General features: G+C 69.2%; 21 protein-coding genes and 1 pseudogene. 17 read left to right on the top strand and 5 right to left on the bottom strand.

What is annotated here, in order from left to right:
• Nucleotides 1-119 (top strand): annotated as a pseudogene (locus tag J7495_RS18415) (IS481 family transposase); the annotation flags it as partial.
• Here J7495_RS18415 and J7495_RS18410 read toward each other — a convergent pair.
• Complete coding sequence (locus J7495_RS18410; RefSeq protein WP_294058379.1) at nt 116-1,660, bottom strand: MFS transporter; 1,545 nt, start codon at nt 1,658-1,660, stop codon at nt 116-118. The pseudogene J7495_RS18415 and the gene J7495_RS18410 sit on opposite strands and share 4 nt — an antisense overlap.
• 116 nt (nt 1,661-1,776) lie before the next feature.
• Here J7495_RS18410 and J7495_RS18405 point away from each other — a divergent pair, with 116 nt between their 5' ends.
• On the top strand, nt 1,777-4,245 hold the full coding sequence (locus J7495_RS18405; protein WP_294058378.1) for a glycoside hydrolase family 9 protein: 2,469 nt from the start codon (nt 1,777-1,779) through the stop codon (nt 4,243-4,245).
• A 103-nt stretch (nt 4,246-4,348) separates the two neighbouring features.
• Here the strand turns inward: J7495_RS18405 and J7495_RS18400 are convergent, their stop codons facing one another.
• Nucleotides 4,349-6,079 (bottom strand): gamma-glutamyltransferase family protein, encoded by a 1,731-nt coding sequence (locus J7495_RS18400; RefSeq protein WP_294058377.1) that lies wholly within the window; start codon nt 6,077-6,079, stop codon nt 4,349-4,351.
• 141 nt (nt 6,080-6,220) lie between these two features.
• Here J7495_RS18400 and J7495_RS18395 point away from each other — a divergent pair, with 141 nt between their 5' ends.
• Entirely contained in the window at nt 6,221-8,008 is a 1,788-nt protein-coding gene (locus tag J7495_RS18395; RefSeq protein WP_294058376.1) for a long-chain fatty acid--CoA ligase, read from the top strand.
• Between the two features lie 111 nt (nt 8,009-8,119).
• Here the strand turns inward: J7495_RS18395 and J7495_RS18390 are convergent, their stop codons facing one another.
• Entirely contained in the window at nt 8,120-8,992 is an 873-nt protein-coding gene (locus J7495_RS18390) for an aspartyl/asparaginyl beta-hydroxylase domain-containing protein (protein WP_294058374.1), read from the bottom strand.
• A gap of 212 nt (nt 8,993-9,204) precedes the next feature.
• On the opposite strand from J7495_RS18390, the gene J7495_RS18385 reads away from it, so the two are divergent.
• The 9 genes from J7495_RS18385 (at nt 9,205) to miaB (ending at nt 18,405) form a co-directional block, all read left to right on the top strand.
• Nucleotides 9,205-12,093, top strand: coding sequence for a M16 family metallopeptidase (locus J7495_RS18385; RefSeq protein WP_294058373.1), 2,889 nt, complete (start codon nt 9,205-9,207; stop codon nt 12,091-12,093).
• Nucleotides 12,094-12,496: 403 nt separating this feature from the next.
• Nucleotides 12,497-13,072, top strand: a complete 576-nt coding sequence (locus J7495_RS18380) for a NifU family protein (protein ID WP_294058384.1) — start codon at nt 12,497-12,499, stop codon at nt 13,070-13,072.
• A gap of 32 nt (nt 13,073-13,104) precedes the next feature.
• Nucleotides 13,105-13,698, top strand: coding sequence for a malonic semialdehyde reductase (locus J7495_RS18375; RefSeq protein ID WP_294058372.1), 594 nt, complete (start codon nt 13,105-13,107; stop codon nt 13,696-13,698).
• 58 nt (nt 13,699-13,756) lie between these two features.
• The gene (tsaB, locus tag J7495_RS18370; RefSeq protein WP_294058370.1) at nt 13,757-14,398 is read left to right on the top strand and encodes a tRNA (adenosine(37)-N6)-threonylcarbamoyltransferase complex dimerization subunit type 1 TsaB; all 642 of its coding nucleotides are present in this window, start codon (nt 13,757-13,759) and stop codon (nt 14,396-14,398) included.
• On the top strand, nt 14,395-14,871 hold the full coding sequence (locus J7495_RS18365; protein ID WP_294058368.1) for a GNAT family N-acetyltransferase: 477 nt from the start codon (nt 14,395-14,397) through the stop codon (nt 14,869-14,871). The genes tsaB and J7495_RS18365 overlap by 4 nt, the downstream gene beginning before the upstream one ends.
• A 104-nt stretch (nt 14,872-14,975) precedes the next feature.
• Nucleotides 14,976-15,389, top strand: coding sequence for a MucR family transcriptional regulator (locus J7495_RS18360; RefSeq protein WP_294058367.1), 414 nt, complete (start codon nt 14,976-14,978; stop codon nt 15,387-15,389).
• Nucleotides 15,390-15,611: 222 nt separating this feature from the next.
• The gene (locus J7495_RS18355; RefSeq protein ID WP_294058366.1) at nt 15,612-16,034 is read left to right on the top strand and encodes a Fur family transcriptional regulator; all 423 of its coding nucleotides are present in this window, start codon (nt 15,612-15,614) and stop codon (nt 16,032-16,034) included.
• Entirely contained in the window at nt 16,006-16,959 is a 954-nt protein-coding gene (locus tag J7495_RS18350) for a lysophospholipid acyltransferase family protein (RefSeq protein ID WP_294058365.1), read from the top strand. The genes J7495_RS18355 and J7495_RS18350 overlap by 29 nt, the downstream gene beginning before the upstream one ends.
• A gap of 132 nt (nt 16,960-17,091) precedes the next feature.
• On the top strand, nt 17,092-18,405 hold the full coding sequence (miaB, locus tag J7495_RS18345) for a tRNA (N6-isopentenyl adenosine(37)-C2)-methylthiotransferase MiaB (RefSeq protein ID WP_294058363.1): 1,314 nt from the start codon (nt 17,092-17,094) through the stop codon (nt 18,403-18,405).
• On the opposite strand, the gene J7495_RS18340 is transcribed toward miaB, so the two are convergent.
• Nucleotides 18,402-18,902, bottom strand: a complete 501-nt coding sequence (locus J7495_RS18340; protein WP_294058383.1) for a PEPxxWA-CTERM sorting domain-containing protein — start codon at nt 18,900-18,902, stop codon at nt 18,402-18,404. The two genes, miaB and J7495_RS18340, sit on opposite strands and share 4 nt — an antisense overlap.
• 266 nt (nt 18,903-19,168) lie before the next feature.
• On the opposite strand from J7495_RS18340, the gene J7495_RS18335 reads away from it, so the two are divergent.
• The 5 genes from J7495_RS18335 (at nt 19,169) to J7495_RS18315 (ending at nt 23,960) form a co-directional block, all read left to right on the top strand.
• Nucleotides 19,169-19,717 carry a hypothetical protein gene (locus tag J7495_RS18335; RefSeq protein WP_294058362.1) on the top strand — a complete coding sequence of 183 codons (549 nt, stop codon included), beginning with the start codon at nt 19,169-19,171 and terminating at the stop codon, nt 19,715-19,717.
• A 257-nt stretch (nt 19,718-19,974) separates the two neighbouring features.
• Entirely contained in the window at nt 19,975-20,979 is a 1,005-nt protein-coding gene (locus J7495_RS18330; protein WP_294058360.1) for a PhoH family protein, read from the top strand.
• The gene (gene ybeY, locus J7495_RS18325; RefSeq protein WP_294058359.1) at nt 20,972-21,478 is read left to right on the top strand and encodes an rRNA maturation RNase YbeY; all 507 of its coding nucleotides are present in this window, start codon (nt 20,972-20,974) and stop codon (nt 21,476-21,478) included. The genes J7495_RS18330 and ybeY overlap by 8 nt, the downstream gene beginning before the upstream one ends.
• Nucleotides 21,479-21,486: 8 nt before the next feature.
• Entirely contained in the window at nt 21,487-22,392 is a 906-nt protein-coding gene (locus J7495_RS18320; protein WP_294058357.1) for a hemolysin family protein, read from the top strand.
• Nucleotides 22,393-22,568: 176 nt separating this feature from the next.
• Nucleotides 22,569-23,960, top strand: a complete 1,392-nt coding sequence (locus J7495_RS18315; protein ID WP_294058382.1) for a sorbosone dehydrogenase family protein — start codon at nt 22,569-22,571, stop codon at nt 23,958-23,960.
• Between the two features lie 196 nt (nt 23,961-24,156).
• Here the strand turns inward: J7495_RS18315 and J7495_RS18310 are convergent, their stop codons facing one another.
• Nucleotides 24,157-24,450, bottom strand: a complete 294-nt coding sequence (locus J7495_RS18310) for a hypothetical protein (RefSeq protein ID WP_294058355.1) — start codon at nt 24,448-24,450, stop codon at nt 24,157-24,159.
• Between the last annotated feature and the right edge of the window lie 6 nt (nt 24,451-24,456).

Genomic DNA, 24,456 nt, shown 5'->3' with positions numbered 1-24,456 from the left:
GCCGCTTGAAGACGCTCCGCGGCTTCACACCCTACGAATATGTCGCACGCATCTGGACAGAAGACCCGGCCCGATTCAAAATCGACCCGTACCGCCTCTCCTCGGGACTAAACACCTAGCCGTCCAACCCCCGCAAATCCTGCCCGCGCGTCTCGCGCCCGAACCACGCCACCAGCCCCAGCGCCGCGACCATCGGCACCATGATCGCTCCCGCGACCACGCCCACCGGCGGCACCAGCTTGAGCACGAACAGCGCCTGCGCGATTACCCCGCCGCCCTTGGTGCAGGCGGCGACCCAGCCGGTGGCCTTGCCGCGTACACGTAGGGGAAAGCTCTCCGCGGTGTAGGGCAGGAGGATGGCGATGATGCCGTTGATTCCGATGATCAGCAGCGCCACCGGCAGCACCGGGCTGCCGCCGCCGAACAGCTCCATCCTGAGCACGCCCGCCAGACCGAGCAGCGTCACCCCGATCGAGGCGATCAGCGCGCCCTTGGTGCTCCACAGGCTGTAGAGCAAAGCGCCGACGAAGATCGTCGGGAAGGCGATCAGCGCGCTCTCGGCGAGCAGCCGGCTCGCGACCGCCATCGAATAGCCCTTGGTCACGAAATGGTTGGGCAGCCAGAGCAGCAGCCCGAAGTTGATCAGCCCCCAGGTCACGCCGGTGAGCGAGAGCGCGGTCAGCTTGCCGTAGAGGTGCATGCCCTCGAGCGCCGCCTGCGAAGGCACCGCGGGCGGCGGCCCGGCGGTACGCGCAACCGCGCCGAACCGCGCCATCACCGCCTGCGCCTCGACCGCGCGACCGCGCGCGAGCAGGAACTTGGCGCTCTCCGGGATGAAATTGCCGAGCAGCACGAGGATCAGCCCGGTCGGCAGGTTGAGCAGCCAGAGGATCCGCCAGCTGTAGTCGGGCACCAGCAGCGACGCCGCGCCGCTCGCCGCGAAATAGCCGCCGCCCGCGCCGAGCCCGCCGACCAGCACCAGCGCCCAGCCGCGGTGGCGGTTGGGCATCATCTCGGCGAGCAGCGCATAGGTGACCGGCAGCATGCCGCCCGCGGCGAGCCCCATCATGAAGCACATGCCGACGTTCCACCACAGCGACGGCATCGCCCCGCAGATCGAGGTGCCGACGAACATCACCGCCGAGAGCAGGATCGTCGCCTTGCGCCCATAGATGTCGGCAAGCACGCCCCAGACGAACGAGCCGGTCATCGTGCCGACCAGCGCGAAGAAGGGGACGAGGCTCACCGTCTCCTTGGGGACCATGTACTCGCTGACCATGCCGGGCACGGTGAAGCCGAGCGAGGCGGGCTTCATCGTGTCGATCACCAGCGCGACGACGAGGACGAGCATCAGCCCCCAATGCGCGGGGCCGAGCTGCGCATCCTCGGGCGCGGCGATCTCGATGCTCGCCGCGGCGGCGCGCTGCGCGGCGACGTCGCGCGGGAGCAGGCCCCATGCGGCGACGAGGCAGCCCGCGACGATCAGCCCCATGCCCGCGATCATGTCCCAGCCGATCGGCATGCCGTAGAGCATGAAATGCATCTCGCGGCCCATCAGGAACATGGGGATATGCATCAGCACCCCCGCGGTGACCGCCGCGCAGCCCAGCGCAAAGGCCCAGACCGCCTGGCGGTCGCTCAAGGTATTCGAAAGTTGCACGCGCGGCTCTCCCTGCCCGCGCTCCCCTTCCCCCGGAGCATTCTTGCCTATGGACGCGCTTATGGTAGCGCTCACATCGGCGCTGGCAAGGCGTGATTCGGGAGAGGGATATGCGAGTGAAGGCGTTGCGCTGGCTGGTTTCGACGGCACTGCTGATGGGAGCCGCGCCCGCGCTGGCGCAGGATCTCGAGCTCGGCGACAAGGGCGTCTACCATGCCCCCGGCGCCGACGTGCTGGTGTTTTCCAACTGGTACGATGGCCTCTTCGCCGACGCCAAGATCAGCGGCGTCGAGCTGATCCTCCAGGACCTCCGCCTCGCCACCAACGGCGATGTCCGCCTCTCGCCGACGCCGGGCCAATGGGATCCGATCGGCGCGATGGTGAAGCGCGAGGTCGACGCCAAGGCCGGCACGATCGACGTGCGGCTCGAGTATAAGGACCTGGGCTTCCAGTACCGCATCCGGGCCGAGCGCCAGGGCGGATCGGTGGTGGTCTCGGTGAACCTCGACAAGCCGCTGCCGGCGGCCCTCGCCGGCAAGGCCGGGTTCAACCTCGAGTTCCTGCCTGCCGCCTATTTCCACCACAGCTACCTCGCCGACGGCACCGGGGGGACCTTTCCGCTCCACCCCGCCTCGGACATGGTCGCCGGCGGCGAGCGCAATGCCGCGAGCGGGCGCGACGTCGGGCCGGGCGCCGAGCCCCTGCCCTTCGCGAGCGGCACCCGCTTCGTGCTCGCGCCCGAGGATCCGGCGCGGCGCGTGACGATCGCGTCGGCCACCGGCACGCTCGGCCTCTACGACGGGCGCGACATGGCGCAGAACGGCTGGTTCGTGCTGCGCGGGCTGCTGCCGGCGAACAAGACCGGGCGCGTGCTCGAATGGACGATCACGCCCAACAGCGTCGCCGACTATGTCCGCAAGCCGGTGATCGGCCATTCGCAGCTCGGCTATGCCCCCGAGCAGGCGAAGCGCGCGGTGATCGAGCTCGACGCCAGGGCCCCCGCGCCCGGCACGGTCACGCTGTCGCGGATCAACGCCGATGGCACCAGCACCGTGGCCGGGTCGGGGGCGGCCGAGCCCTGGGGCAGCTACCTGCGCTACCGCTATGCGAGCTTCGACTTCAGCCAGGTCCGCGCGCCCGGCCTCTACCAGCTGAGCTACGCGGGCACGACCACCGCCCCCTTCCGCATCGCGCCCGACGTCTATTCGACGGCCTGGCACGCGACCAACGACGTCTACATCCCCGTCGCGATGGACCATGTGACGGTCAACGAAGCCTATCGCGTCTGGCACGGCGACGCGCATCGCGACGACGCCAAGCAGGCGCCGGTCAACCATGAGCACATCGACCTCTATGCCCAGGGGCCGACCACCGACACGCCCTACCAGCCCGGCGAGCATATCCCCGGGCTCAACGTCGGCGGCTGGCTCGACGCGGGCGACTTCGACATCCGCACCCAGACCCAATATGCCGTGGTGCGCACGCTGGTCGACCTGTGGGAGGTGTACGGCGTCAAGCGCGACCAGACCTGGATCGACGAGAAGCTCCGCCACGTCGAGCTCCACGTCCCCGACGGCACGCCGGACGTCCAGCAGCAGATCGTCCATGGTTCGCTCCAGCTGATCGCGCAGTTCGACGCGGTCGGCCATGCGATCCACGGCATCGTCGAGCCCGACGTCGCGCAATACACCCACCTCGGCGACGCCGCCTCCAAGACCGACGGCGTGCCCGGCACCGACGACGACCGCTGGGCCTTCACCAGCAAGTCCTCGGCGCTCAACTATGGCTCGATCGCCGCGCTCGCCGCCGCGAGCCGCGCGCTCCGCGGCTATCGCGACGACCTCGCCGACAAGGCTCTCGGCATCGCCACGCGCGTCTGGGCCGAGGAACAGACGCACGCCCCCGACCTGTTCCGCCACGGCAACACCACCGGCGGACCGCTCGAGACCGAGCAGTTCACGGCCGCGGTCGAGCTGCTGGCGACGACGAAGGACCGGAAGTACGCCGCGGCGGTGGAGACGCTGTGGCCGGGATTCGCGAAGTTCTTCCCCTTCCAGGCCGAGGTCGCGCTCAAGGCGATCCCGTTCATGCCAAAGGCCTATCGCGACAAGGTGCGCACGGCGGCCGAGGCCTATCTCGCGCAAGCGAAGGCGCGCCAGGGCGACAATCCCTATGGCGTGCCGGTCACCGAGGGCGGCTGGGCGGGCAATGGCGCGGTCGTCGGCGCGGGGCTCACCGACTATGCGATCCACCGCGCCTTCCCCGAGCTGACCGACGGATCGGGCGTGTTCCGCGCGCTCGACTATCTCCACGGCACGCATCCGGGATCGGACGTGTCGTTCGTCTCGGGCGTGGGCACGGTGTCGAAGGAAGTCGCCTATGGCTCGAACCGGGCGGACTTCAGCTTCATCGCCGGCGGCGTGGTCCCCGGCGTGCTGATCCTCAAGCCCGACTTCCCCGAGAACAGCGAAGTCTGGCCGTTCTTCTGGGGCGAGAACGAGTATGTCATCAACCTGGGGCCGAGCTACATCGAGCTGGTCCAGGCGGCGGAAGCGCTGCTGAAGGAGCGGCGGGGCGGGAAATAGGTCCCAGACTCGGGTTCGAGTCCAGACTCGAACCCGATCACCCTGAATCGTCATCCCGGCGGAAGCCGGGATGACGGCTGATTAACCCTGATCGGGTTTGCTTCTAGCGCGGCGGGTCTTCGGCGGTCGCGCGGCCCTCGCGGCGCGGATCATAGCCGCCGTCGAAGCGGCCGTCGCGGATCATCACGCCCTGGAGACCCGAATCCTCGCCCTGGCCCGGGCGGAGCGCGATCCCGCGCGCCGCCAGGCCCTGGAGGATGTCGGGCGAGTATTTCGTGACTTCGCCCTGGAACGCCGCGCCGCGCGCGACGAGGTTGGGGAGCGCGATCGCTTCCTGCATCGGCAGGTTCCAGTCGATTGCGGCGACCATCGACTTGGCGACATAGGCGAGGATCGAATTGCCGCCGGCCGAGCCGAGCGCGCCCACGAAATCGCCCTGCGCATCCAGGAAGATCAGCGGCGTCATCGACGAGCGCGGGCGCTTGCCCGCCGCGGGGGCGTTGGCGGCGAGCCGGCCCTGCTCGTCGCGCGGCTGGAACGTGAAGTCGGTGAGCTGATTGTTGAGGAAGAACCCATCCACCATCCGCCCCGAGCCGAAGATCGATTCGACCGTGGTGGTCATCGACACGACATTCCCGTCCGCGTCGCCGACGATGAAATGCGACGTGCCGACCGGCTCCAGCGTGCGGTCCGCGGCGGGCGCCGGGGCGCCGGCGGGCACGCCCGGCGCAGGCGCGGGCCCCGCGGTCTCGCCGATCAGCTTCGCGCGCGCCGCGACATAGGCGGGGTCCAGCATCCCGGCGACGGGCACGGTCACGAAGGCGGGATCGCCGACATAGCGATCGCGGTCCGCGTACATGAGCCGGCTCGCCTGGGCGAAGAGGAACCAGGCCTGCGGATCGCCGGGCCCGCGCGCGGCGATGTCGCTATGCTCGAGGATCGCGAGCAGCTGGAGCAGACCTACCCCGCTCGCCGGCGGCGGCGGCGTGCAGACCAGGTAGATCCGATAGGTGCCGCACAGCGGCTCGCGCTTCACCGGCTTGTAGGCGGCGAGGTCCGCCAGCGTCATCGCGCTCGAATGGTCGCCCTGGTGCAGCCGCGCGACGATCCGCTCGGCGGTCGGGCCCGCATAGAGCGCCTTCGCGCCCTGCGCGGCCAGCCGGCCGAGGAACTCGGCATAGGCGGGATTTGCCAGCCGGTCGCCGGCCTTGACCCGCGTCCCGTCGGCATTGGTGAAATAGGCGATCACGTCGGGCGCGGCGCTCTCCGGATAGCCGCCCGAGGCGAGGAAGCGGCCGAGCCGCGGCGAGACGATGAAGCCGACGCGCGCCATGCGCTGCGCGTCGCCGAACAGGCTGCGCCACGGCAGCCTGCCATGGTCGCCATGCGCCAGGTCCAACATCTTCACGGCGCCCGGCACGCCGGTGGAGCGGCCGCTCAGCACCGCGGCCGGGAAGGACAGCGGCTTGCCGTCGGCCCCGAGGAACAGCCGCTCGTCGGCCGCGGCAGGCGCAGTCTCGCGGCCGTCGTAGACCGTGATCCGATGCGTCCGGCCGTCGTAATAGGTCATGAAGGCGCCGCCGCCGATCCCCGAACTCTGCGGCTCGACCAGCGACAGCATCGCCTGGATCGCGATCGCCGCGTCGACCGCGCTGCCCCCGCGCCGAAGCACGGCGAGCCCGGCCTCGGTGGCGAGCGGGTTCGCCGCGGCGACGAAGATCTGGTGATGGCGCGCCGGCGCCGCGGACTGGGGCCGGGGCGCCGCGCGACCGTTCGCGCAGGCCGCGAGCGCAGTCAGGGCAAGGGCGGCAAGCACGGTTCGGATCGGGGTCATGCGCACTCTCGTCGTTCGCGGCTGCGATAGCCCATGCTGCACCGCGCCGTCCATGACTGCTGGCGCAAGCTCCGCCGCGACATTATGACGCTACGAAAAACGCGGACGACGCTCCGATAAGAATGAGAGAGGCAGGAGGCGATGAGCCGCAAACTCGAACACTTCGATAATCTCGTCGCGATGTTCTTCGCGCGCGCCGCGGCGCTGGGCGACAAGCCCTTCCTGTGGCGCAAGGAGGGCGGCGAGTGGCGCGCGACCAGCTGGACCGAGGCCGCGCGCCAGGTTGCCGCGCTGGCGACCGCGCTCCAGGCGCTGGGGCTGAAGCGGGGCGAGCGGGTGATGCTCGTCTCGGAGAACCGCCCCGAATTCTGCATCAGCGACCTCGCGATCATGGCCGCGGGCTGCGTCACCGTGCCGACCTACACCACCAACACCGAGCGCGATCATCTGCACATCCTCGAGAATTCGGGGGCGAGCGCCGTGATCGTCTCGACCACCAAGCTTGCGCGCACCTTGGTGCCCGCGCTGCTGCGCGTCGGCTGCTGCCGCATCCTGATCGGGATCGACGAGGTGCGCGCCGGCCAGCCCGGACAGACCGACTTCCACGACTGGCACAAGCTGATCGCCGACCATCCGGCCGAGCCGCAGGTGGTCGCCGCGCGCGCCGATTACCGGCGCGAGGACCTCGCCTGCCTGATCTACACCAGCGGCACCGGCGGCGCGCCGCGCGGGGTGATGCAGCATCACGGCGCGATCCTCCACAATTGCCAGGGCTGCTGCTCGCTGATCAGCGAGGATTTCGGCTGGGACGACGAAGTGTTCCTCTCGTTCCTGCCGCTCAGCCACGCCTATGAGCATACCGGCGGCCAGCACTTCCCGATCGCGCTGGGCGCGCAGATCTATTATTCCGAAGGCCTCGAGAAGCTCGCCTCGAACATCGAGGAGGTCCGCCCGACGATCATGGTGGTGGTGCCGCGCCTGTTCGAAGTGCTGCGCACGCGGATCTCGAAGCAGGTCGAGAAGCAGGGCAAGCTCGCCAACTATTTGCTCGATCGCGCGGTCTCGATCGGCAACCGCAAGGCGGCGGGCGAGCAGCGGCTCGCCGACCTGCCGATGAACCTGTTCCTCAACCGCACGCTGCGCCCCAAGCTGGCGAAGCGCTTCGGCGGGCGGATCAAGGCGATGGTCTCGGGCGGCGCGCCGCTCAACCCGGAGGTGGGCACCTTCTTCGAATCGCTGGGGCTGACGTTCCTGCAAGGCTATGGCCAGACCGAGAGCGGCCCGGTGGTCTCGTGCAACCGGCCCAAGGCCGGGCTCAAGATGGACACGGTCGGCCCGCCGCTCGAAGGCGTCGAGGTCAAGATCGCGGCCGACGGCGAGATCCTCGTGCGCGGCGAGCTGGTGATGCACGGATACTGGCGCAACGAGGAGGAGACCGCGCGCGTCCTCAAGGACGGCTGGCTCCACACCGGCGACATCGGGCTGATCGACGCCAAGGGCCGCATCCAGATCACCGACCGCAAGAAGGACATCATCGTCAACGACAAGGGCGACAATGTCGCGCCGCAGAAGGTGGAGGGGATGCTCACCCTCCAGCCCGAGATCGTCCAGGCGATGATCGCCGGCGACAATAGGCCCTATATGGTCGCGGTGATCGTCCCCGATCCCGAATGGACGCAGGAATGGTGCGCGAAGAGCGGGACGAGGTGCGACTTCAAGGAGCTCGCGACGGACCCCGAGTTCCGCCACGCGCTGGCGGCGGCGGTCGAGCGCGTGAACAAGGACCTGTCGGTGATCGAGCGGGTGCGCAAGTTCATCCTGGCGGACGGGCCGTTCACGATCGAGAACGAGCAGCTGACGCCGAGCCTCAAGATCCGCCGGCACGTGCTGAAGGGGGCTTACGGGAGCCGGCTCGACGCGCTGTATTGAGGTCGGCCGTCATCCCGGCGAAAGCCGGGACCCAGGGCCGCGAGCGACGTCCTGCTTTACCCTGGGTCCCGGCTTTCGCCGGGATGACGATAATTTGATCGGACCGAACATCTAATCCTCGAACGCCCGCATCGCGTCGTTCCACTTGTGGACGTTGTCGCGCGCTTCCTGGACGAAGGCCGAGCCGCGGATCCACCCCAGGAAACGGTCGACGAACCACTTGCCCGGCTGGCGCAGCGGCCGGCGGAACTGGACCAGCAGCACCACGCGGGTGTGCGCGGTGTCGTTCCACACCTCATGATCACAGGTGTCGTCGAACACCAAAGTCTCGCCCTCGGCCCAGCGCACGATCCGGTCGCCGACGCGCATCCGGACATCGCCGTCGCGCGGGACGATCAGGCCAAGGTGGCAGGTGATCAGCCCCTTGGTGACGCCGCGGTGCGCCGGGATGTGCGTGCCCGGCGCGAGGATCGAGAAGAAGGCGCTGACCATCCCCGGGATCGCCTCGACCATGGCCGAGGTCACCGGGCAGGCGAGCCGGTTCTCCTCGCAGCTGTAGCCGTATCCCCAGAGGAAGAAGCTGCGCCACTGGTGCACCGGCGCGATCGCGCGGTGATCGGGCGAGACGCTCGCGAGGCTCGGCGCAGGCCGGGGCCCGAGCGCCGCGGCGACGCCCTCGTCGCGGATCGCCCGCCAATGCTCGCGCAGCGCCGCGGTCCAGGCGAAGTCGCGCACGTCGAGCACCGGATCGGTGGCGACCAAGGACGAGCGCGCGACGAACCGGTCGAACAATCCGCGCAGGTGCTTGCCGTATTTGATCAGCCAAGGCCGGTTGGGATCGGCGCGCATCGGCGCGTCGGGGTCGGGCGCGCCGGAGATCACGGTGATGTCCGGGATCATCCACGGCGGCGCCACGGCCGCCTCGCCCGATTGGCGCCACATTGCGGCGCCCGCGTCATGATGGTCGTAATCCACGCTACGCACGTCCCTGCCGTCTCGCTTCAGGCGCGACTCGCGGGGAAAGCTTGCTGCGACGCAGCACTGGCCCGCGGTCGACAGCCCCCTGTCTAGCGGGTGCGTGGGTCCAAATGATGTCGCACAGGCGGCACCACTTCGTCCCGGAACGCACGACAGCGACGCGCCCCGGCTCGGTTGCGGACTGGCGATGGCCGCATTTCGCAGGTACAAGCCGCGCGATGCTGCCGTTTTCCCGCGCGTTCCGCCCGCTCGCCCTCGCCCTTTCGCTCCTCGGCTTCGCGGTTCCCGCGCTCGCCCAGCAAGCCGGCGACCCGCCCAAGCTCGTCCATCGCCCGGTCCAGACCGCGGCGGATCCCTGGCTCTACCAGAAGAGCGACATCCCGCAGGATCCCGAATGGCATTTCGGCCGCCTGCCCAACGGCGTGCGCTATGCGGTGCGCAAGAACGGGGTGCCGCCGGGCCAGGTCTCGATCCGCGTGCGCATCGATGCCGGATCGCTGATGGAGCAGGACAGCGAGCGCGGCTTCGCGCACCTGCTCGAGCACCTCAGCTTCCGTGGCTCGGTCTATGTGCCCGACGGCGAATCGAAGCGCATCTGGCAGCGCCTCGGCGTGACCTTCGGCTCGGATTCGAACGCGCAGACCACCTTCACGAGCACCGTCTACAAGCTCGACCTGCCCAACGCCGATCCGGCGGGGCTCGACGAGAGCTTCAAGATCCTCTCGGGCATGATGTACGGCCCGGCGATCACTGCCCAGTCGCTGGGCGCCGAGCGGCCGGTGGTGCTCGCCGAGGGGCGCGAGCAGCCCGGCCCGCAGAAGCGGATGGCGGATGCACTCTACGACCTGATGTTCGCCGGCCAGCCGCTCGCCCAGCGCGAGCCGATCGGCACCGTCGAGGCGCTCAACGCGGCCACCGCCGAGACGGTCAAGGCCTTCCACGACCGCTGGTATCGCCCCGAACGCGCCGTGGTGGTCGCGGTCGGCGACGTCGATCCCGCGATCCTGGAAGGGCTGATCCAGAAATATTTCAGCGACTGGAAGGGCGCCGGCCCCGCGCCCGCCGCGCCCGATTTCGGCAAGCCCTCGCCCGACCATCCCTCGGCTGCCTCGATCGTCGAGCCCTCGATCCCGACGATGGCGATGCTCACCGTCGCGCGGCCCTGGACGGTGTTCGCCGATACGGTGATCTTCAACCAGGAGCGGATGGTCGACCTCGTCGCCATCCGCATCATCAACCGCCGCCTCGAGACGCGGGCGCGCGCCGGCGCGAGCTTCCTCGCCGCGGGCGCGAGCCTCGACGACATCGCGCGCTCGGCCAACGTCACCACCGTGCAGGTGCTGCCCGCCGGCGACAATTGGGAGCAGGCGCTCAAGGACGTGCGCGGCGTGATCGCGGATGCGCAGGCGACCCCGCCGACCCAGGGCGAGATCGACCGCGAAGTCGCCGAGATCGAGACCGGCATGAAGAATTCGGTGGCGACCTGGCCGGTCAAGGCCGGCGCCGAGCACGCCGACGACATGATGCAGGCGGTCGACATCAACGAGACGGTCACCGACGCGGCGGGCAGCTATTCGATCTTCCGCGACGCGATCGACAAGAAGATGTTCAATCCCGAGGCCGTGCTCGCCGCGTCGAAGCGCGTCTTCCAGGGCACTGCGGTGCGCGCGCTGGTCAACCTCCATGCACCCGACCTCAAGATCAACCAGAAGGTCGAGACCGCGCTCAAGGCCGACGTCAGCGCGCTCGGTGGCCGCAAGATCGTCGGCGACGTGAGCTTCGACCGGCTGCCCAAGCTCGGCGCGCCGGCAACGGTGGTGAGCCGCGAGACCGTGCTCGCCAGCCCGATGATCGAGAAGGTCGTCTTCTCGAACGGCGTGAAGCTGCTGCTGCACCAGAATTCCTCCGAAGTCAGCCGCGTCTATGTCAACGTCCGCTTCGGCGGCGGGCTGAGCGCGCTGCCTTCGAACCGCCGCACCGCGGCCTGGGCCGGCCCCGGGGCGCTCGTCGCGAGCGGCGTCGCCGACCTCGGCCAGGAGGAGCTCGACGCGCTCACCGGCCAGCGCCAGATGGGCTTCGACTTCGGCATCGACGACGATTCCTTCAGCTTCGCCGGCCAGACCACGCGTGCCGACCTGTTCGACCAGCTCAAGCTGTTCGCCACCAAGCTCGCAGCACCCGGCTGGGATCCCAATCCGGTCAACCGCGGCAAGGCGGCGGTGCTGTCGAGCTACGCCGGTCTCAATGCCTCGCCCGACGCAGTGCTGGGCCGCGACCTCGACGCGCTGCTGCATTCGGGCGACCCGCGCTGGGGCACGCCGCCCAGGGACGCGGTCGCCGCGCTGACGCCCAAGGCGTTCCGCGACGTGTGGGAGCCGCTGCTCGCCAGCGGCCCGATCGAAGTCGAGGTGTTCGGCGACATGGACAGCGAGGAGACGATCAAGGCCGTTGCCGCGACGCTCGGCGCACTGGCTCCCCGCAAGCCCGCGGGTGCGTCGACTCCGCCGCCACCCTTCCCCGCGCACGTGGCGAAGCCGGTGGTGCGCACCCACACCGGCCAGCCCGACCAGGCGGCGGCGGTGATCGCCTGGCCGACCGGCGGCGGCTCGGCGGGGTTGACCGAGAGCCGCAAGCTCGACCTGCTCGCCGCGGTGTTCCGCGACCGGCTGCTCGACAAGCTGCGCAGCGAAGCGGGGGTGAGCTATTCGCCCAACGTCTCGAGCGACTGGCCGGTGGGTGCAGCGACCGGCGGCAAGATCATGGCGCTCGGCCTGCTGCCGCCCGACAAGACCGACTTCTTCTTCACGCTGACGCGCGGGATCGCCGCCGACCTGGTGGCGAAGCCGATCGACGCCGACGAGCTCGACCGCGTGATCACGCCGCTCAAGCAGCAGATCATCCGCGCCTCGACGGGCAATCCCTTCTGGATGAAGCTGGTCGAGGGTGGCACCGGCGACCCCGAGCGCATCGCCGCGGTCGATCGGCTGGCACGCGACATCGTGCTGACCACCCCCGCCGAGATCCAGGCACTCGCGGCGAAGTACCTCCAGCCCGACAAGGACTGGTCGATGGTGGTGCTGCCGGCGGCGAAGGGGAAGAAGAGGTAGGGGGCTGAAAAACCCCGGCTTCTCCTTAACCCTCTCCCGCTTTCGCGGGAGAGGGTTGGGAGGGTCTTCTTCCTTCGTCTTCCTGCTCGGGCGACAGGCGATCCCCCCCCCAGATCGTCATCCCGGCGAAAGCCGGGACCCAGGGCCGCGAGCGACGTCCTCCGCAACCCTGGGTCCCGGCTTTCGCCGGGATGACGGTTAGGGGGAGCCGACGCCGGCTCAACGATTGATGGCAGCCCAGCTCGGCGTGACAGAAGAAGAGAAGAAGACGCTCACCCAGCCCTCTCCCGCGAAAGCTGGAGAGGGCTATAGAGAGAAGACAGCCTCCCCCTACCCGAACGGGCAACGCAGCGTTTCCCTTCCGGGCCTTGATCCCCGCGCCCGCGCGCGCCACATGCGGGCGATGCTGATCGAGACCGAACCGACGCCCAATCCGGCGACGCTCAAGTTCCTCCCCGGGCGCACCGTGATGGACGCGGGCACCCGCGACTTCACCAGCCCCGAGGAAGCCGAAGCCTCGCCGCTCGCCGAGGCGCTGTTCGACCTGGGCGACGTCGCCGGCGTGTTCTTCGGGCGCGACTTCATCTCGGTGACCGCGGGCGAAGGCGTCGACTGGCGCGGGCTCAAGCCCGACGTGCTCGCGATCCTGCTCGACCATTTCAGCGCCGAGATGCCGCTGTTCCGCCCCGGCTCGGCCGGGGGCTTCAGCGTGCCGGCCGAGGACGCCGCCTTCCCCGAGAACCCCGAGGACGCCGACATCGTCGCGCAGATCAAGGAGCTGATCGAGACGCGCGTCCGCCCCGCGGTGGCGGGCGACGGCGGCGACATCGTCTACCGCGGGTTCGACCAGGGCAAGGTCTACCTCCAGATGCAGGGCGCGTGCTCGGGCTGCCCCTCGTCGACCGCGACGCTCAAGAACGGGATCGAGCAGCTGCTCAAATATTACGTCCCCGAAGTCACCGAAGTCCGCGCGGTCTGAGGACCCCGCTCAAAACCAGGAAGGATGGAATCATGGGCCAGCCGCTCGACGATGCCGGGCTCGACACGATCTTTCGTGCCGCGCGCACCTACAACGGCTACACGTCCGACCCGGTCAGCGAGGACGACGTCCGCCGGATCTACGACCTGCTCAAGATGGGCCCGACCTCGGCCAACATGCAGCCGGCGCGCTTCACCTGGCTGCTGAGCCAGGAAGGCAAGGACAAGCTCGCGAGCTTCGCCAGCGCCAAGAATGCCGAGAAGATCGTCAAGGCCCCCGCCGCGGTGATCGTCGCGATGGACCTCGACTTCAACCAGCACATCCCCTGGCTCTTCCCGCACGCGCCGGGCGCGGAGAACTGGTTCGGCGACCGCGACGCGCGCGCCCCGCACGCCTTCCGCAACTCGTCGCTCCAGGGCGCCTATCTCATCATCGCCGCGCGCGCGCTCGGCTTCGACACCGGGCCGATGTCGGGCTTCGACAATGCCAAGCTCGACGAGGCCTTCTTCCCGGGCCAGCCGAATCTCAAGTCGAACTTCATCTCGACGCTCGGCCACGGCGACCCCTCGACGATCTTCGAGCGGCTGCCCCGCCCCGAATTCGAACAGTTCAACACGCTTCTCTGAGGCCGGCGCCGACATCTTCCGCTTTCGCGACGATGTCGGTTTGGGATAGGGGCCGGCGATGCCCCCCGGACGCACGCTCGTCATCGAGACCGCCACCGCCGCCTGCTCGGTCGCCCTGATCGAGGGCGGCGTCCTGGTCGACGCGGCGCATGAGGTCGTCGGCCGCGGCCATGCCGAGCGGCTGATCCCGATGATCGCGGCGCTCCCCGGTCAGGGCCGTGCCCGGCGCATCCTCGTCGATTGCGGTCCGGGCAGCTTCACCGGCGTGCGCGTCGGCCTCGCCGCGGCGCGGGGACTCGCGATCGGCTGGGGCGCCGAGGTCCTCGGCTATTCGAGCTTGCCGCTCGTCGCCGCGGCCGCCTTCGCCGCCGACTCGTCGCTCGCCGGTCTTGCGGTGGTGCTCGAAGGCGGACATGGTGAGGTCTTCATGCAGCGTTTCACCGCGCCTCCGCTCGCGCCCGACGGAGACTTCGGGTCGCTCGTCCCCGCCGATGCGCTCGCGCGGCTCGGCGGTCTCCCCGCCTTCGGCAACGGCGTCCGTCATCTCGCCGCGCTCGACCCGGCGCTGGCGCTCCACGACACGCTGCCGCGCGCCGCCGACGCGCCGCTGCTGCCCGAGGCCTTCGCCGCGCTGCCGCCGCGCCCGATCTACGGCCGCGCGCCCGATGCCAGGACGCTCGAGGAGCGGCTGGCCTCATGAGCACTGCCTATAACCTGACCGAGATCCGCCAGGGCGGCGCGCACGACCTGCCCGCGGTCGCGACGATCATGCACGAGGCGTTCGACCCGCGCTACGGCGAGGCCTGGACCACGGCGCAATGCATGGGGATGCTCTCGCTGCCCGGCGCCTGGCTCACGCTGGCGCGCCACGGCGACGGCGACGCCGGTTTCGCACTCGCGCGATCGACCGGAATCGACGCCGAGCTGCTGCTCCTCGCGGTCCGCCCGCGCGCGCGCGGGCGCGGAGTCGGCGGCGCGCTTCTTCGGTCGGTGATCGCCGAAGCGCGGCTGCGGGGTTCAGAGGATATTCATCTGGAAGTCCGGGCGGGTAATGAAGCGGTGCGGCTTTACCTGCGCGAGGGCTTTCTGAAGGTCGGCGAACGGCGCGGTTACTACAGAGGACGCCACGGCCATCTTTTTGATGCTTTAACCTACTCTCGTAAGATCGGATAATTTTTGCGATGGCTACTTTATCGGGTTGATTTCAATCCGAAACGGTCCGATAGCGGCCACGCCAAAAACAAGCATTGGTTCAGTTCTGGGTCGAAAGGAAAATCATGGATACGAACGCCGATATTCAGGAAACGCTGGTTACGCTGACGGCCGATATTGTTGCCGCGCATGTGAGCAACAATAGCGTTGCAGTCTCCGATCTCCCTGTGCTGATCCAGAATGTCCACGGCGCGCTGGCGGGTCTGGGCCGGACGGCGGCCGAGCCTGAAGTGAAGCAGGAGCCGGCGGTTTCGGTCCGTTCGTCGGTCAAGCCCGACTACATCGTCTGCCTCGAGGACGGCAAGAAGCTGAAGATGCTCAAGCGCCACCTGATGACGCATTATCAGATGACCCCCGAGCAGTATCGCGCCAAGTGGAACCTGCCGGCCGACTATCCGATGGTCGCTCCCAACTATGCCGAGCAGCGCCGCAGCCTGGCGAAGAAGATCGGCCTGGGCACCAAGCGCCGCAAGCGCTGAGCTTTCGACGGCACCGGCCCGCTCTCCCACCCGGCCACCCACAAGATACTGCCGATGGGTGGCCGGGTGGCGGGGCGGGCCGGTGCCGCAATCGTTTCAGCGCAGCTGAAACCAAAGGAGCTAGCGGCGGGCAGGCCTTCCTGTCCGCCGTTTTGCTGTCCGCCGCCCTTCCCCCTCAGCGCGAGAGACGCTACACCCGGGCTCGACAGCCGGAAGAGGACCATGGGCCGCAGAATCGACCTCGAAGCACTCTGCCACGAAAAGGGACTGCGCATCACCGAACAGCGCAAGGTGATCGCGCGCGTTCTCTCCGACGCCGACGACCATCCGGACGTCGAGAAAGTCTATGAGCGCGCCTCGGCGATCGACCCCGGCATTTCGATCGCCACCGTCTATCGTACGGTGCGGCTGTTCGAAGAGGCCGGCATCCTCGACCGCCACGACTTCGGCGACGGCCGCGCGCGCTACGAGCCCGCGCCCGAGGCGCACCACGACCATCTGATCGACGTCGAGACCGGCAAGGTGATCGAGTTCGTCGACCCCGAGCTCGAGCTCCTCCAGAAGCAGATCGCCGAACGGCTCGGCTTCCGCCTCGTGGATCATCGGATGGAGCTCTATGGCGTCACGCTCGACCGCAAGGGCTAGGCGCCACGAGCGCATCGAGCGACGACGCGTACGGCGAGCCGAGCGCGCGCTGAGGCGGCGCGACGACGCGGCCTCGGGGCTTCCGACCAGGCTCGACTTCCTCGGCCAGTGCCGGCTGTGGCTCCGCGTCGCGTTGCTCGCGCTCGCGGTGCTGGTCTGCGTGCCGGTGCATTACCTGCTCAAGCTGCTCCGCCTCCCTTCGCCACTGCCCCGGCTTTTCCTGGGCACCGCGGCGCGGATCGCGGGCGCGCGGATCGAGCGGATGGGCACGCCGCTCAAGCGCGACGTCTTCTACATCTCGAACCATCTGAGCTGGATCGACATCCTCGCGCTCGGCGGCACCAGCGGCACGGCGTTCGTCGCCAAGGCCGAGATCGCGAGCTCGCCGCTGGTCGGCTGGCTCGCGGGGCTCAACCGCACCGTCTACGTCAAGCGCGAGAACCGCATGGGCGTGGCCGAGCAGATCAACGAGCTGCGCGACGCGCTCGCCGAGAATTGGGCGATCACGGTCTTCCCCGAGGGCACCACCACCGACGGCCGATCGCTGCTCCCCTTCAAGACCCCGATGCTCCGCGTGCTCGAGCCGCCGCCGCCCGGCGTGATGGTCCAGCCGGTGATGCTCGACTATGGCGAGGTCGGCGAGGACATCGCCTGGATCGGTGAGGAGGGCGGACTCAACAATGCGCGGCGCATCCTCGCGCGGCGCGGCAGCTTCCGGCTGCGCGTGACCTTCCTCGAGCCCTTCCACCCGCGCGACTTCCCCGGCCGCAAGGCGATCGCCGCCGAGAGCCGCCGCCGGATCGAGGAAGCGCTGGTCAAGGCGCTCGGCAAGCCGCTGCGGCACTTCCGCTTCGCGGTGGCGCAGGTCCGCTACCAGGCACCTGCCGCTCAGCAGGCGACGGAGGAAAGCCCGCCCGTTCCCTGACTTCCAGCCGTCATCCCGGCGAAAGCCGCGACCCAGGCCCACGAGCGACATGATGTGCTGCCCTGGGTCGCGGCTTTCGCCGGGATGACGGATTTGTGCTGGCCCTCGGGGTCAATTATACGCCCGCCGATCATGACCACCCCCAAGACCTTCCACGTCAAGTCGTTCGGCTGCCAGATGAACGTCTATGACGGCGAGCGCATGGCCGAGCTGATGGCCGCGCGGGGCCTCACCGCCACCGCCGACACCGACGCCGCCGACCTCGTCGTGCTCAACACCTGCCACATCCGCGAGAAGGCGACCGAGAAGGTCTATTCGGAGATCGGCCGATTGAAGCGCGAGGACGGCAGCCGGCCGATGATCGCCGTCGCCGGCTGCGTCGCCCAGGCCGAGGGGCAGGAGATCGCGCGCCGCGCCAGGGTGGACGTCGTCGTCGGGCCGCAGGCCTATCACAACCTTCCCGAGCTCGTCGCCCGGGCTGCCGAGGGCAAGCTCGCGCTCGACACCGACATGCCCGCGGCGAGCAAGTTCGCCGCGCTGCCCAGCCGCCGCAAGGTCGGCCCGTCGGCCTTCCTCACCGTGCAGGAGGGCTGCGACAAATTCTGCACCTATTGCGTGGTGCCCTATACCCGCGGCGCCGAAGTCAGCCGGCCGTTCGACGCGATCGTCGACGAGGCCAAGGCGCTGGTCGATGCCGGCGCCAGGGAAATCACGCTGCTCGGCCAGAACGTCAATGCCTGGGACGATGAGCAGGGCCGCGGCCTCCACGGACTGATCGTCGCGCTCGACCGGATCGGGGGCCTCGAGCGCATCCGCTACACCACCAGCCATCCCAACGACATGCGCGAGGGGCTGATCCGCGCGCATGCCGAGGTGGGCAAGCTGATGCCCTTCCTCCACTTGCCCGTGCAATCGGGCAGCGACCGCATCCTCAAGGCGATGAACCGCAGCCACAGCCGCGACTCCTACCTCCGCATCCTCGAGCGCGTCCGCGCTGCGCGGCCCGACATCGCGCTGTCGGGCGACTTCATCGTCGGCTTCCCCGGCGAGACCGAGGCCGAGTTCGCCGACACGCTGAGCCTGGTCGAGCAGGTGGGCTATGCCCAGTGCTTCAGCTTCAAATACAGCCCGCGCCCCGGCACCCCCGCGGCCGAGATGACCGAGGACTTCGTCGCGGCGCAGGTGATGGACGAGCGGCTCCAGCGCCTCCAGGCCGCGCTCAACACGAGCCAGCTGGCCTTCAACCAGGCGAGCCTGGGTCGCACCTGCGACGTGCTGATCGAGCGGCCCGGCAAGCTTCCGGGCCAGCGCGTGGGGAAGTCGCCATGGCTCCAGTCGGTGCACCTCGAGACCGAGGCGCCGATCGGCGCGATGGTGCGGGTCGAGATCGTCCAGGCCGGGCCCAACTCGCTCGGCGGCGTGGCGAGCGAGCCGGTCCCCGCCTAGCCGCCCGCGGCGACGTGCCGCGTCGCCCGGCCGCCGAGGCTGCCGCCCGTCCGCAGCGCCGCACGCGTGCCCTTGCGGACGCGCGGCGTGCGATCGCGGCGTTTCCAGCGCATCGCGACGCCGATCAGCCCGATGCCGGCGATCATCATCATCCAGGTCGCGGGCTCGCGCACGTCGAGCGAGGCGGTCGCCGAGGCGAGCGACACGCGCGAGGCGTCGGGCAGGTCACCCACCGTCACCGCCGCATAGCCGAGCGCCGAGATCACCGGCCCGAGCACCTGCGCCGGCGCGTCGCCGCTGTGCGCGAAATCCTCGTAGCTGGCGGCGAGCGCCACGCCGGCATCCGTGCGCCGCGCAGGGAGCACTGCGGCGCGCGGGTCGTCGACGGCATCGGTCGGCACCGCGAGCTGGTTCGCCATCCGGGCGAGCGAGGGCGCCGGGCCGTCGAACGAACCAGAATTCAACCGCGCCGCCACCGCGGGCTGCGCGAGAAACATCAAGGAAGATACCAGAAGACCGAACCGCGCCGCCGAGGAGATCATGGCCAACTCCCGCCAGATGCTGTCACGCAGCCTATCGAGCGATCCTCTCCGGTCTCCGTAACGCTATACGGGATCAGTCGATCCCGGGAAATTGCAATGAATGCATGCGCTTCCCGCAGTTGCGAAACGATCATTCGAGGACAGCGGGGTGGACATCGCCCGGCTTCCATGCACTGAACGCGCGAAACCGGCGCGTCCGGCGCGCCGAAAGGGGGAAGATGATGACCAGGCTGACCTTTCTGCTGGCTGCGGGCGGGCTCCTCCTGTCCGGCTGCGCGAGCGAGCCGGGCGCGTCCGGCGCGAACGGTACCGCCGCCAACGCCGCCGCCGAGGCGGAAAGCGGCTTCAAGGCCGAGGATGCGTGCGCGATGCTCCCCAAGGAGAAGGTCGCCGAAGTCGTGGGGCTCAAGGTCACCTCGGCCAAGCTCGACCGCGTGACCAAGCTGACCCAGGACAGCGCGGGCTTCTCGACCTGCACCTATGAGTTCGCCGGCGGCGGCAGCCTCGACTTCTTCGCGCGCCAGTCGCCGGTCAACGACAATACCCTCACCGCGATCGAGAACACCAAGCAGGGCCTGGTCGCCAACATGGGCGCCAAGATCACCGAGCTGCCCGACCTCGGCAACGGCTCCTTCTCGGCCGAGCCGGGCGCGCAGCTCCACGTCTTCCGCGGCGGCAACCGCTATTTCTACTTCATGTCGATCATCCCGCCGGCCGGAAAGCCGATGCTGGAGCTCGAGAAGCAGCTCGCCGACGCGGTGCCGGGCTGAAGACCGAAGCAACCGGTGCAAGGATGCCGCAGTTGCGAAATCCTTGACCCGCACGCGCGATTTTCCCTGTCCTGCCGGGCGCATCTCTGCCAGACTCGGCCCAGCATGATCCTCGGCTCGCTTCGCTCGGAACGCGATGGAACCGGCCTCGCCGCCGCCCGCTTGCGCTCAGCCGTCACAATTGCGCGTAATGGCCGAATCATGTCCGTCCCTCTGTCGATCCACCCAGCGCCGTCTTCGGCAAGCCAAGGAGCCGCATGAGCCGCAAGCCCGTCCCCGCCCAGTCCGGCGAGCGTAGCCGCGCCGAGGTCACCTTCGACAGGCCCCAGCTCCTGCCCCAGCTCTTCGGCGAATATGATTCGAACATCCTGGCGCTGGAGGAGCGGCTGGGCGTGTACATCCACGCCCGCGGCCAGCGCGTGGTGATCGAAGGCGCGGCGGAATCGGTCGCGCACGCGCGCGAAGTGCTCCAGGAACTCCATGCCCGCGTGATCCGCGGCGAAGCGATCGACACCGGGCTGATCGACGCCGTCATCGCCATGTCGAGCGAGCCCACGCTCTCCGGAATCATCCGCGCCGAGGCGAGCGGCGGCGGGCTTCCGCCGATCATGATCCGCACCCGGCGCAAGACGATCGTGCCGCGCTCGGTCGCGCAGACGCATTACATGCGCGAGCTGGTCAACAACGACATGATCTTCGCGCTCGGCCCCGCGGGTACCGGCAAGACCTATCTCGCCGTCGCGCAGGCGGTCGCGCAGCTGATGACGGGCTCGGTCCAGCGCCTGATCCTCTCGCGCCCCGCGGTCGAGGCGGGCGAGCGGCTGGGCTTCCTCCCCGGCGACATGAAGGAGAAGGTCGACCCCTATCTCCGCCCGATCTACGACGCACTCTACGATTGCATGCCGCCCGAGCAGGTCGAGCGGCGGATCGCGAGCGGCGAGATCGAGATCGCGCCGATCGCCTTCATGCGCGGCCGCACGCTGGCCGAGGCCTTCGTGATCCTCGACGAGGCGCAGAACACCACGCCGATGCAGATGAAGATGTTCCTCACCCGCTTCGGCCAGGGAAGCCGGATGGTGGTCTGCGGCGACCCCAAGCAGACCGACCTGCCCGGCGGCCCCGCCGCCTCGGGGCTCAACGATGCGGTGGGCCGGCTGGAGGGCGTCGAAGGCATTTCGATCGTCCGCTTCGGCATCGCCGACGTGGTGCGCCACCCGATCGTCGGCCGGATCGTCGAAGCCTATGAGGGCCCCGATGCTTGACGTCGCCGTCCAGGCCGAGGGCTGGCCCGAGCAGGATTGGGAAGCCCTCGCCACCCATGCTGCCGAGGCGGCGCTGGCGCAGTCGCCCTATGGCGAATGGGCGGGCTGGCCGGTCGCGATCGAAGTCGCGGTGCGGCTGACCAGCGACGAGGAAGTCCATGCGCTGAACCTGCAATACCGCCACAAGGACAAGCCGACCAACGTGCTGTCCTTCCCGATGATCCAGCCCGACCTTCTTCAAACGGTCACGCAGAACAGCGATGACGGCGAAGTGATCCTGGGCGATCTGGTCCTCGCGCACGGCGTCTGCGCGAGCGAAGCGGCCGAGCGCGGCATTGCGGTCGAGGACCATGCCGCGCACCTGATCGTTCATGGGGTCTTGCATTTGCTGGGCTTTGACCATCAAGGAGATGGTGAGGCCGAAGTGATGGAGGAAATGGAGCGCGCCGCGCTCGCCGCGCTTCGGCTGCACGATCCCTATCCCGTGCGCGAGGACTGACGACCACCATGCCCGAGGGCCACAGTAGCGGCGGGACCGCAGGCACCCCCACCCAGGACGGCGGGCTGTGGAAGGGCCTGCGCGCCTTCCTGCTCGGCTCGCGCGAGGAGACGCTGCGCGACCGGCTCGAGGAAGCGATCGACGAGGATGAGGGCGGCGCGGCGCCCGCGGGCGATCTTGCCCCGGTCGAGCGCGAGATGCTCAAGAACCTCCTCCACTTCGGCGAGCGCGACGCGCGCGACATCGGCGTGCCGCGCGCCGACATCGTCGCGGTCGAGGAATCGATCAGCTTCGCCGCATTGGTCGAGGCCTTCGCCGAGGCCGAGCACAGCCGCCTTCCCGTCTATCGCGAGGACCTCGACCAGATCATCGGCATGGTCCACATCAAGGACGTGTTCGCGGTGATCGCGCGCGGCGCCGAGCCGCCCGCCAACGCCGGCGCGATGCTCCGCCAGCCGCTCTACGTCCCCCAGTCGATGGGCGCGCTCGACCTGCTCGCGCAGATGCGCTCGAGCCGCACCCACCTCGCGATCGTGATCGACGAATATTCGGGCACCGAGGGGCTGATCACGATCGAGGACCTGATCGAGGAGATCGTCGGCGAGATCGAGGACGAGCATGACGACGCCCCCCAGGCGATGCTCGTGCCGCTCGAGGGCGGCGCCTGGGAAGCCGATGCGCGCGCCGAGCTCGAGGACGTCGGCGAGGAGATCGACGCGCGGCTCGCCGAGGTCGAGGAGGATGTCGAGACGGTGGGCGGCCTCGCGGTGGCGCTCGCCGGCCATGTCCCCGCGGCGGGCGAGTGCCTCGCGCACCCGAGCGGCTGGACGCTCGAAGTCGTCGACGCCGATGCGCGCAAGGTGAACCGGCTGCGGCTGCACCCGCCGCAGGAGGCGGTGGAGCCCGAGGCTTAAAATACAGTCGTCATCAAATACAGTCGTCATCCCGGCGAAAGCCGGGACCCAGAGTTGCAGAGGACGTCGCTCGTGGCCCTGGGTCCCGGCTTTCGCCGGGATGACGGTTATTGTGCATCGGAGCAAACCCCGTTGGCTTCACCAGCGCCCCGGCCTATCACGCCGCCATGCGCCCGATCCTCCGCCACGCCCTGATCCTGTCGGGCATCGCCCTCCTCGTCGTCGCAATCGTGATCTGGCAGTTCACCCGGCCCGACATCGCCCAGCTCAGCGAGATCGCAGTCACCGGCAAGACGCCCGAGCTCAGCGCCCCGCGCCCGCAATTCTTCCCGACCATGGCCGTCGCCCAGGCGACCGGCTGGCCGAGCGGCGGCAAGCCCAAGGCGGCGGCGGGGCTGCAGGTCACCGCCTTCGCCGGCGGGCTCGACCATCCGCGCTGGCTCTACCGCCTGCCCAACGGCGACATCCTCGTCGCCGAGACCAATTCACCCCCGCGGAACGTCGGCGGCGTCACCGGCGCGGTGATGGGCTCGCTGATGAAGAAGGCCGGCGCCGGCGGCGACTCGCCCAACCGCATCGTCCTCCTCCGCGACACCGACGGCAACGGCACCGCCGACCAGCGCAGCGTGCTGCTCTCGGGGCTCAACTCGCCGTTCGGCATGGCGCTGCTCAAGGGCTGGCTCTACGTCGCCAACACCGACGCGCTGGTCCGCTATCCCTTCACCCCCGGCGAGACCAAGATCACCGCCAAGCCCGAGAAGATCCTCGCGCTCGCCGGCGGCGGCAACCATTGGGCGCGCAACGTCGTCGCCGCGCCCGACGGCAACAGCCTGTTCGTCAGCGTCGGCTCCTCGTCGAACATCGCCGAGAACGGGCTCGAGGCCGAGGGCGGGCTCTACGCGCGCGTCGGCCAGCCCGACGAGATGGCCAAGATCGGCACCGTCGCCCAGGGCGCGCGCGCCGCGATCCTCGAAGTGAACCCCGATACCAAGGCGACGCGCGTCTTCGCCTGGGGGCTGCGCAATCCCAACGGCATGGCGTTCGAGCCGCACAGCAAGAGCCTGTGGACCGTGGTCAACGAGCGCGACATGCTCGGCTCGGACATGCCGCCCGACTATCTGACTCAGGTCGATTTCGGCGCCTTCTATGGATGGCCCTGGGCCTATTGGGGCGGCTACCCCGACAAGCGCGTCCAGCCCGAGCAGCCCGGCATGCTCGAATATGTGAAGCGCCCCGACTTCGCGCTCGGCGCGCACGTTGCCCCGCTCGGCCTCGCCTTCGCGAGCGACGCGAAGCTCGGGCCGGGCTATGCCAACGGCGCCTTCATCGGCCTCCACGGTTCGTGGAACCGCGAGCCGGTGTCGGGCTACAAGGTGGTCTACGTGCCGTTCGGCGACGACGGCTTCCCGGCCAAGGGCGCCAAGCCGCGCGACCTGTTGACCGGCTTCCTCAGCGCCGACGGCAAGGCGCTCGGCCGCCCGGTCGGCGTGATCACCGATGCGAGCGGCGCGCTGCTGGTGGCGGACGACGTCGGCAACATGATCTGGCGGGTGAGCGCGGGGAAGTAGCGCGCGGGCCTGGACTCGAACCCGGTCAGGTTCGCACGCTTCTGAAGCCCCTCCCCCTCAGGGGAGGGGTTGGGGTGGGGCCTGTGGGTCTCACCGAGACCGATGTGCTTGTGGACATGCCCCACCCCCAACCCCTCCCCTGAAGGGGAGGGGCTTGAATGCTGCAGCGATTCAACCTGGTCGAACGAACCCGAGTCTAGTTGCTGATCTGCCGATAGGCCGCCTGTTCGGGCGCCGGGTTCGGATCGGGATCGAGGCCGGGCTCGCCGTGCACCATCGCCTGGGCGCCGCTCACCAGCAGCGGCGGGATCGTCGCTTCCTGCGCCGAAGCCATCGCGGCCGGCTGCGGATGGACCGCGTTCATCCCGGCCTGGGTATAGTGCGTCAGCCCGATGCCGCCGAGCACTGCCACTGTCGCATAGCCGAAGCCGGCCAGCGCCCAGTTGCGGGCGCGGTTGCGATTGCGGAAGCGTTCCATCCACTCGGGCATGCGGCG

The sequence above is a fragment of the Sphingomonas sp. genome, from assembly GCF_017745215.1.
Classification (GTDB): domain Bacteria; phylum Pseudomonadota; class Alphaproteobacteria; order Sphingomonadales; family Sphingomonadaceae; genus Sphingomonas.
This window is presented reverse-complemented; position numbering and strand designations above follow the sequence as displayed.